The organism is Peribacillus sp. SIMBA_075, from assembly GCF_046534585.1.
This window is the reverse complement of the sequence record NZ_JAWRYN010001689.1, coordinates 1-232: the sequence shown is the minus strand read 5'-3', so window position 1 is coordinate 232 and position 232 is coordinate 1. Positions and strand designations below refer to the sequence as shown.

The window sequence follows — 232 nt, the reverse complement described above, 5'->3', positions numbered from 1 at the left end:
ACACGTTTCCGCCCCCGCGTCCTCCCGGCGGAGGACGCTGCCGAGTACGTCCGCGAGTCGCTGCACAGCCACGTCGAGCCGACCGTGGTGGAGGCGATCGTCGAGGCGGCGCACGATCGCGTCGTCGAGGTGCTGGGCCGCTGGTCGACCGTCGAGGAGACGAACCAGGGCGTCTGCTCGGTCAGAATCACCGCCGACAGTGCTGAATGGGCCCTGTTCGGCCTCGCGTCGC

At 70.3% G+C, this 232-nt stretch carries 1 protein-coding gene; it reads left to right on the top strand.

What is annotated here, in order from left to right:
- Positions 1-232, top strand: a 232-nt coding sequence (locus SB775_RS34180; RefSeq protein ID WP_410865730.1) for a hypothetical protein, incomplete at both ends; no start/stop codon positions are given.